The following is a 7,364-nucleotide window of genomic DNA, read 5'->3' as shown; positions in this document are numbered from 1 at the left end:
CATTTTTGGGATGTGAGTGGTTTCTTTCCTGAGAATGCTGGCTCCCCCAACCAGATGTCAATGCCCAAAGCGCCCATCCCTGGTAAGGGGTTCGTGAAATCGCGCTCAACTTTTGTCAGTCAACCAGGTAGCTATACACTTGTGAGTAGATTTTTTTTCTGGGTCATAACTGGGATTTTTCTTGACTACCCCATTTACCCAGATTTTTCTGTTTTGTCCAACCCCTTCCCTACTTGCTTTTCAAGCACTTGTGTCCGTCAGCAAGGATTTTCAGACTTGTTATATCCCTAATCTTATGTGAAGATAGCTTTGTAATTTACTGGGTTAGTGGGATGAAAAAAACGCTGATTGTTGCTAACTGGAAAATGCAAAAAAATCAGGCTGAGTCCGTGGAATTTTTACATACACTCATACCTGAGCTGGAGAAAACGCCTCCAGAAAGGGAAATCGTTCTGTGTGCCCCGTTTACTGCTTTGGGCAGTCTGTTTAACCATCTAAATGGCAGTCAAATCCGACTCGGCGCTCAAAATGTTCACTGGGCAGATGGAGGGGCATATACTGGAGAGATTTCAGCTTCAATGCTAGCAGACATTGGCGTACACTATGTTATTATTGGTCACTGCGAACGCCGTCAATGTTTATGTGAAACGGAAGAAATAATTAATCTGCGCCTGAAAGCAGCTCAACACTATGCCTTAATCCCAATTCTCTGTGTCGGCGAAACTCAGCAACAACGGGATGCAGGCGAAACGGAAAAGGTTTTAATCAATCAGTTGAAATCGTCCTTAGTCGATGTCGATCTTAATCATTTACTGATTGCTTATGAAGCAGTTTGGGCAATTGGTACGGGACTGACTTGTCAACCCTCGGAAGCCAATCGCGTGATTCGTTTCATTCGTGAGCAATTGGATCATAAAGATATATCGATTCTTTACGGCGGTTCCGTCAAACCCAATAATATCGATGAAATCATGACCCAACCCGAAATCGATGGGGTAATGGTCGGCCGAGCCAGTTTAGACCCAGTCAATTTAGCCCAAATTGCGAATTATAGTTATAGTTATTCGCTGTGTTAATCACAATGCCAAGTGCAAAGAATCTCGGCTCTCCTAGACTAAGTCTGATAAATTACCTTGAAATAACTCTCAAAATCTTTGCTCATCAAGGCTTTTGAGAATCCAAGGAAGCAATTCTAAAGGAAGCGGCTTTTGATCGACGTCAGTTCGACGAACTTAAGAGCGATCACGCAACGTGACGATAGCCATAGCGCGACAAACAACAACTGACTCAGTATTTGACTAAGTATTTATACTGATGATATTTGGACGAAAATTTGTGGAGTGAAGAGAAAGCTGAGACTTATGCTATCAGTAGCAGTTGTTAGAGTCTCAGCTATGGGCGTAGATGGAAGGTTCGTGCAATTTAGGGCAATCTGTAGCTGAAATGACTGCTATGTATAGTTTCTAGCCTGTGGATTGTTCTTTTCTCTGTAGCCAAATTTTTGGCGTTGCTGAATCATGAAATGGTTTCACCTGAAAGGGGGATTTTATGATATTTTAAATAATAAATAAGAAGCCTAATTGATAATTCCAACATTTCTAATGATTTAGAATAGCAAAGAGTGCGTCGATGTAGTCTAGCCAAATAATGTCTTAATCTCATATTTTCATTTTCTATTCTAGTCATATAAGTTTTTTTAGTTAAATGGTCAATATCATTAATAAATATTTTATAAACAACATATTTATCAGTAACATACCAAAAGCTATGCCAACATTTTACGCTCTTCCAAAGCTTTTTAAAAGTTTCCGAACTCCGGTCACCAACTATAAAGTTTAAAATTCCGGGATAGCGCTTGTTAGCTGCGGTCCACATCCAAATCTTGTTTTTTTTTACAAAGGTTTGTAGCTCATCTATTTCAGTTATTTCAGGGATTTATTCAGTGAAACATACATCTTTTAAGCGTAAACTAATTTTTTTTTCCAACCTATTATGGTGGTATGGTGAACACCAGTCACTCTTTCTATGGCTCTAAAGCCCATGCCATTTAGATACATTTTTAGGCACAGCAATTTAGTTTTTTCATCGTAACCACGCTCAGTTTTAACCTCTATAAATTGTCGTCCACATTCGTTGCATTTATATCTTTGTTTTCCTCTTTGATGACCATATTTATGAGTTTTATTGCTATGACATCTAGGGCATTCCATGGTTTTATTTTTAGTATACCATTTTTGGATTCAGCAACGCCAAATTTTTAGGGTAATTAATAGGATAAAAACTTGTAGTGTGGAAACAAAATAATCTTTTATTCGCCGAAAAATCTAACCCTGTAACAGAGAGTTTCCGAGCTTTTGTCGTACCGATCATGCTCTTCACATCTAGTATGATCATGGCAATCGCTTGGCTCGGACATCTGAAATTTAACCAATTTCCCTTGATATGGGCTATATTATGCTCTTGGCTGCTTGTGCTTCCAGAATATTTTATCAATATTGTTGCAATTCGGCTAGGTTATAAAGTTTACACTGGGGCACAGATGGCGGCTTTTCGTCTCTGTTCTGGGGTAATTTGCGTTGCCCTGGTCTCCCGACTGTTACTGGGAGAGGATTTGGGCATAAAAAAACTATTTGGTTTTGGGCTAATGATTATCGCCATGGTTTTCATTAGCAGGAAATCCTCCCACACTGCTTAATGCTAAGTTACCTTCAGAATAGAAATTACATTTTGATTTTCAATGAAAGTCGTTTTAGTTCCCCTAATGCTATGTTTATCAAGTTTACTGATGGCTTTCGCTTGGCTGGGTCATATCCGGTTCCAAAACCAAGGATTTCTCCTGGCTCTCCTCATCAGTTGGGTAATTGTCCTCCCAGAATACATTCTTAATGTTTTAGCAATTCGTTATGGTCATGGAGTCTACACTGGAGGGGAAATGGCGGCATTGAATCTGGGCACGGGAGTTTTGTCTGTCGCCCTTGTGTCCCGTTTATTTCTCAAAGAGTCTATGAATTACTATCAAATATTCGGTTTTTTCCTGATGACCTGGGCAATTATGCTCGTCGTCTATGAGTAATTTGTAGACAATGCTGAGGCTGGGGGAACGGGCAACAGTATACTGTGAAAGTAGTGTGACCCTTCTTACTTATTGGAACGCCCCTTCTGATAAGCGGATCAGTGTGACCCTCACTACTACATCACTCTCTCTCACCACAGCTTTACCCTTGACTGGGCATCCAGCACGGGTTTATCTGAACAGCTTGAGTCTTGGGTCGCAGCCTACAATGAAGCAAGCCTTAGATGCGATCGCATCCCTACTTACTAATAACGAATGCGATGCAGACACTCTTGACTGGGCAGCCCTTACCTATCAGCACACCGCCGCCGTCCAAGCTGCATTATTAGAGATAAATGCCCCCGCCACAGTTCAAAAAAAGATGGCAGCGCTCAGGGGAGTATTAACTGTGGCAAAGAAGTTAAAACTGATGGATGCAGAAGATTATGAGGCAGCCGTGGATTTACCCAGGATCAAGAATCATCCCTTACCCAGAGGTCGCGCATTAACTCAAGCAGAAATTACGGCACTCATTAAGGTGTGTGCCTCTGATACAACTAACCAAGGGGCTAGGGATACCGCCCTAATTGGGATACTACGGGGTGCAGGACTGCGACGGGCAGAGGTGGTGAAGCTGGAAGTGCGGGATTTTGATGGTGATAGTGGTGCATTGGAAGTGCGCCAGGGTAAGGGGGGTAAAGATAGGACGGTTTATTTACCGGAAGGTGCGATCGCGTTTGTGAATGATTGGTTGAGCACGAGAGGTAATCAACCAGGGGCGCTCTTGTGCCCAATACAGAAAGGTGGACAGATACAGTACAGAAAAATGACCCCCCAGGCCGTATTGTTGATTTTGCAGAAACGAGCTAAACAGGCTGGGGTGGAGTCCTTTAGTCCCCATGATTTTCGCAGAACCTTCTGCTCTGATTTGCTTGATGCTGGGATTGATATTGTGACCGTCCAGAAGTTAGCAGGTCATGCTTCCCCTGTGACTACGGCCAAGTATGATAGGCGGGGTGAGGAGGTTAAGCGTAGGGCGGTGCAGAAGTTGGGGTTTTAAAGGGAAAGCGGAAAATGGGCTAATCGTGTTTTTGTAAGATTGTAAGTTGTAGGGTTGTGAGATTGCGGTTGATCAGGAGAGTATTGGAGCGATATAGCTCTTTTTGGATAGGATTGCATGCTCCAGATTGGGTTCAATCTCTGATAATTTTGTCAGATTTAGCCTTTTCTTTGATGAGTCTCAAACTTCACAAACGGCTTCATTTCCAGTGTGGATTTCACGCTAAGTCCCATATCTAGAGTGCTTTGTAGCGGGAGCATCCTATTTTGGCACGTTAGCTCTTTTTAGGGGGCTGAAGCCCTTAAAATATCGGTGCTTTGATGTCTACTTTGATGTCTACAAAATCTAGGAGTGAGTGAGTATATTTGCTGGGGGGCGACGAAATAATCTAAAACCCAGACTCTATAAGCGATATAGCCCTTAGACCTCGTTGATAATACTTTCGTTTATTAGGATTTAATCTCATTAATTCGGTTACTAATTCTATACAAACATCTTTTAAATTAACCCAGGTTTGACCATATAAACCAACGTAAAAACTGCTATTTCTGCGCTCTATTCTATCAGGTTCTTTGACACGAGCCACATATTTTTGTATTCCTTGACGTTTAATCTGCTGACCTTTAATAGTTGCAGAAGTGTAAGCTATGGCTATCAATAAAACTAAAGAAATAAACCGTTCACCTTCAACTTTAGTATTCTCTAAATGATAACCATCAGTCTTGAAGTCTCTAAACATTTCCTCTATATTAAATCTTTTTTTGTAAGCTGAAATTGCCAGCTCTAAGCTATCAAAGTTTGTCAGAATAAACCATCCTTCCTTAGGAGCTATACCTTTGAGTATACGTTGCCACTTACAAGCTACATTAAAATTTGTAAATCCCCGAGTCTTAGTCACTTTTACTCCTTGTATAAATAAAGACACACCAGGTATTAAACCTAAATCATTGAGTGCAACCCAATTATCTTTTTTATATTCAACAAACTCATTCTTTTTTAAACGTAAACAAAAGTATACACCCAAGCTCTGGAGATACTTAGCTAGTTTTACAGAGCAAAATTCTCTATCTCCTAATACACACACTTTATAGTTTTTAATAATCGGTACAATCTTTGATAAAACACTTTGTTGTTCTGTTAAATTACTACTCCCTAACTTGGGCAACAAAGTAAAATATATTGGAAACGCTCTGTCTTGATGCAGTCGCTCATGGGCAGGGCTGTTTCATTCCCAAAATTATTGCAAAAGTGCCAAAAGTGTGGGGATGTTGTTGCTAATTAATCTTTGAGCAATAGTCACAGATGAAAAACCGTTACTACGTAGGAGATTAATAACAATGCTACGAATAATGGACATATTGGCAGGAGCGTGGGCTGCTTTGATGGAGGGACGGTCTTCTTTAAAAACCACATCTTTTGACCAATGCAAGCGATTTTCAATTCCCCAATGTCCACGAATGCCTTGTGCGAAAATCTCAGCATCAGCGACCAAACTACTGATGTAGTAAGCAACCATTACATATGGTTGTCTACCTCGCTGTCCTGTTCTTTCAACCTTAATTAGGGTTTTCAAGCCAATCCATTGGTTAGTGATACCAGTCAAATCATCAAACACACTGATACGTCTTTTGGTGAGGCGACCATGTTTTTTCTCGATGCTAGTATGAGTTGTCAGGGGCACTGCTGATTGTGTATTGACTTGAATCTGTTGATAGAGCTTGGGCTGATTATTTTTTCCCGCGATGGCATAATGATTCCCACTGTTGATAATTAAGTCGCAGGTTTTTTTTTGGCAGTGTAGAGAATCCAAGCTCAATACTGCTTGTTCTAAGTGAAGTGTCTTAATCAAAGCTTGAACTGTACTGATTTCACTGCCATGTTTGTTCTCGAACTGATTTTGAGTTAATACTAAACCCTGATCATGAGTGAATACCGACACCACGCAAATAAAATTCTGATATTTGGTGTTGCTATTGCTCACTGTGCCTCTGATACTTTTGCCATCAATGCTTAACCATTCTCCAGGACTGATTTGGATATACTCTGATGCCCAACTTTGAAAGACCTTGGCAAAGTTATCAAAATCTATACCCATCATGACACGACGTATGGTGGAGTAAGATGGCACACGCCCTTTTGGTATTTTCAAGGCTTCGATTAAATCTTCTCGGTGACGTTGTGCAAAATCTCCCAGGGCACGGTAACCCAAGTATCCACTCATTGTTCCCATGATGACTATTAGCAGTACCACCCACAACGGATGTCGTCTGCCGTCAGTAGTACGAAAATCCCTTACTTCACCGAGTCTTTCAATCAAAGAAGAGCTCATTGTTTTGATTATCTTACAACATTCTCTTAGTATATGGGCTTTCTGAGGGAATGAAACAGCCCTGCGCTCATGGGGGGCCCCCAAGACCGCGCTGCATCGCTTTTATCCCAAATAAGGCTAACCATGATTAAATTAATGCGACCCCAATTTGTTCTATCAATTGCTAGATAAATTAGGGTTTCTGAAGTAAAGTATGTTTTCAATAATTCTTCAAATATTGGAACCCAAACTTTTTCAATTGTTAGGTTTGGTAAGGATAAAAATCTTTGTAGTCTTTTTCTTCTACTTTCAAATTTAATTGGTAAAGGGAGAGTATTTGCTAATTTTTCTAAGTTAACTTTTTTAATTGACTGTAAGAAATTGATCAGAATTTTTTAAAAAATATATTCAGCTAGACTAAGTTGACTTTTTATGTGGTTTTGGTAGAATGCTGGTAACATTGTTAACACGTAGGTCTTGTTGCAAATTAGAGACCTACTTTTTTTTACCACAAAATGCTACTAACTTTACATAGCAAGCATTTCAGCTTGTTTCGTCGCCCCCCCAGGTATATTTGTCGTCGGGTAATACTGTTTCCAACAAGGGATGCTTCCTTTGTAGCCTCATTGTCAGCTCGTGAGCTTGCAAACAGTAACATACAAAGCGGTGATGTATTAAAAAATAGGAATCTATCATTATATCTGAGTAAGTAGGGCAGATTAACTAGGGCTACGATGAGTACTACACCATTAATTATTTGTCTTCCGGATTAATTCTGATCAAATTAGAGTTGATGCCTAAGTCTTACCCTAGGGCGTTTGACACTCCCCACGATTAGAAATCGGGGGATTCTTGGTTCAACGAACTGACTTGCTTAACCAGACCGGAATCAGGAAATGTAGAGGACAGATCTCCCCAAGCGTTGATAAAAGTTTCGGTGTGCC

Annotated in this window: 5 protein-coding genes and 3 pseudogenes; 4 read left to right on the top strand and 4 right to left on the bottom strand. The window is 40.5% G+C overall.

All coding sequences use genetic code 11. The features are described from left to right. Window positions 1-332 precede the first annotated feature (332 nt). Complete coding sequence (gene tpiA, locus F6K63_RS35990; protein ID WP_287253634.1) at window positions 333-1,076, top strand: triose-phosphate isomerase; 744 nt, start codon at window positions 333-335, stop codon at window positions 1,074-1,076. 439 nt (window positions 1,077-1,515) lie between these two features. Here the strand turns inward: tpiA and F6K63_RS35985 are convergent. Then, window positions 1,516-2,210, bottom strand: a pseudogene (locus F6K63_RS35985) (IS1 family transposase). 77 nt (window positions 2,211-2,287) lie between these two features. Between F6K63_RS35985 and F6K63_RS35980 the strand changes: the two are divergent. From F6K63_RS35980 to F6K63_RS35970, 3 genes are all read left to right on the top strand, one after another. Continuing rightward, window positions 2,288-2,695 carry a DMT family protein gene (locus tag F6K63_RS35980; protein WP_287314887.1) on the top strand — a complete coding sequence of 136 codons (408 nt, stop codon included), beginning with the start codon at window positions 2,288-2,290 and terminating at the stop codon, window positions 2,693-2,695. Between the two features lie 42 nt (window positions 2,696-2,737). After that, window positions 2,738-3,073 carry a DMT family protein gene (locus tag F6K63_RS35975; RefSeq protein WP_287314885.1) on the top strand — a complete coding sequence of 112 codons (336 nt, stop codon included), beginning with the start codon at window positions 2,738-2,740 and terminating at the stop codon, window positions 3,071-3,073. A gap of 103 nt (window positions 3,074-3,176) precedes the next feature. Next, window positions 3,177-4,112 carry a tyrosine-type recombinase/integrase gene (locus tag F6K63_RS35970; RefSeq protein ID WP_353813176.1) on the top strand — a complete coding sequence of 312 codons (936 nt, stop codon included), beginning with the start codon at window positions 3,177-3,179 and terminating at the stop codon, window positions 4,110-4,112. Between the two features lie 388 nt (window positions 4,113-4,500). On the opposite strand, the pseudogene F6K63_RS35965 reads toward F6K63_RS35970, so the two are convergent. The 3 genes and pseudogenes from F6K63_RS35965 to F6K63_RS35955 all read right to left on the bottom strand — a co-directional run. After that, a pseudogene (locus F6K63_RS35965) lies at window positions 4,501-5,304 on the bottom strand (IS4 family transposase); the annotation flags it as partial. A 45-nt stretch (window positions 5,305-5,349) separates the two neighbouring features. Then, on the bottom strand, window positions 5,350-6,441 hold the full coding sequence (locus F6K63_RS35960) for an ISAs1 family transposase (protein WP_287314883.1): 1,092 nt from the start codon (window positions 6,439-6,441) through the stop codon (window positions 5,350-5,352). A gap of 101 nt (window positions 6,442-6,542) precedes the next feature. Next, window positions 6,543-6,881 (bottom strand): annotated as a pseudogene (locus F6K63_RS35955) (IS4 family transposase); the annotation flags it as partial. Between the last annotated feature and the right edge of the window lie 483 nt (window positions 6,882-7,364).

The sequence above is a fragment of the Moorena sp. SIO1G6 genome, from assembly GCF_010672795.1.
Taxonomy (GTDB): domain Bacteria; phylum Cyanobacteriota; class Cyanobacteriia; order Cyanobacteriales; family Coleofasciculaceae; genus Moorena; species Moorena producens.
Note: the sequence above shows the minus strand (reverse complement) of the source record. Positions and strands in the feature narration are given on the sequence as shown.

Excerpts from the sequence above, each read along its gene's own strand:
- tpiA (WP_287253634.1), top strand. The coding sequence starts at position 333 with ATGAAAAAAACGCTGATTGTTGCTAACTGGAAAATGCAAAAAAATCAG.
- F6K63_RS35960 (WP_287314883.1), bottom strand. The coding sequence starts at position 6,441 with ATGAGCTCTTCTTTGATTGAAAGACTCGGTGAAGTAAGGGATTTTCGT.
- F6K63_RS35975 (WP_287314885.1), top strand. The coding sequence starts at position 2,738 with ATGAAAGTCGTTTTAGTTCCCCTAATGCTATGTTTATCAAGTTTACTG.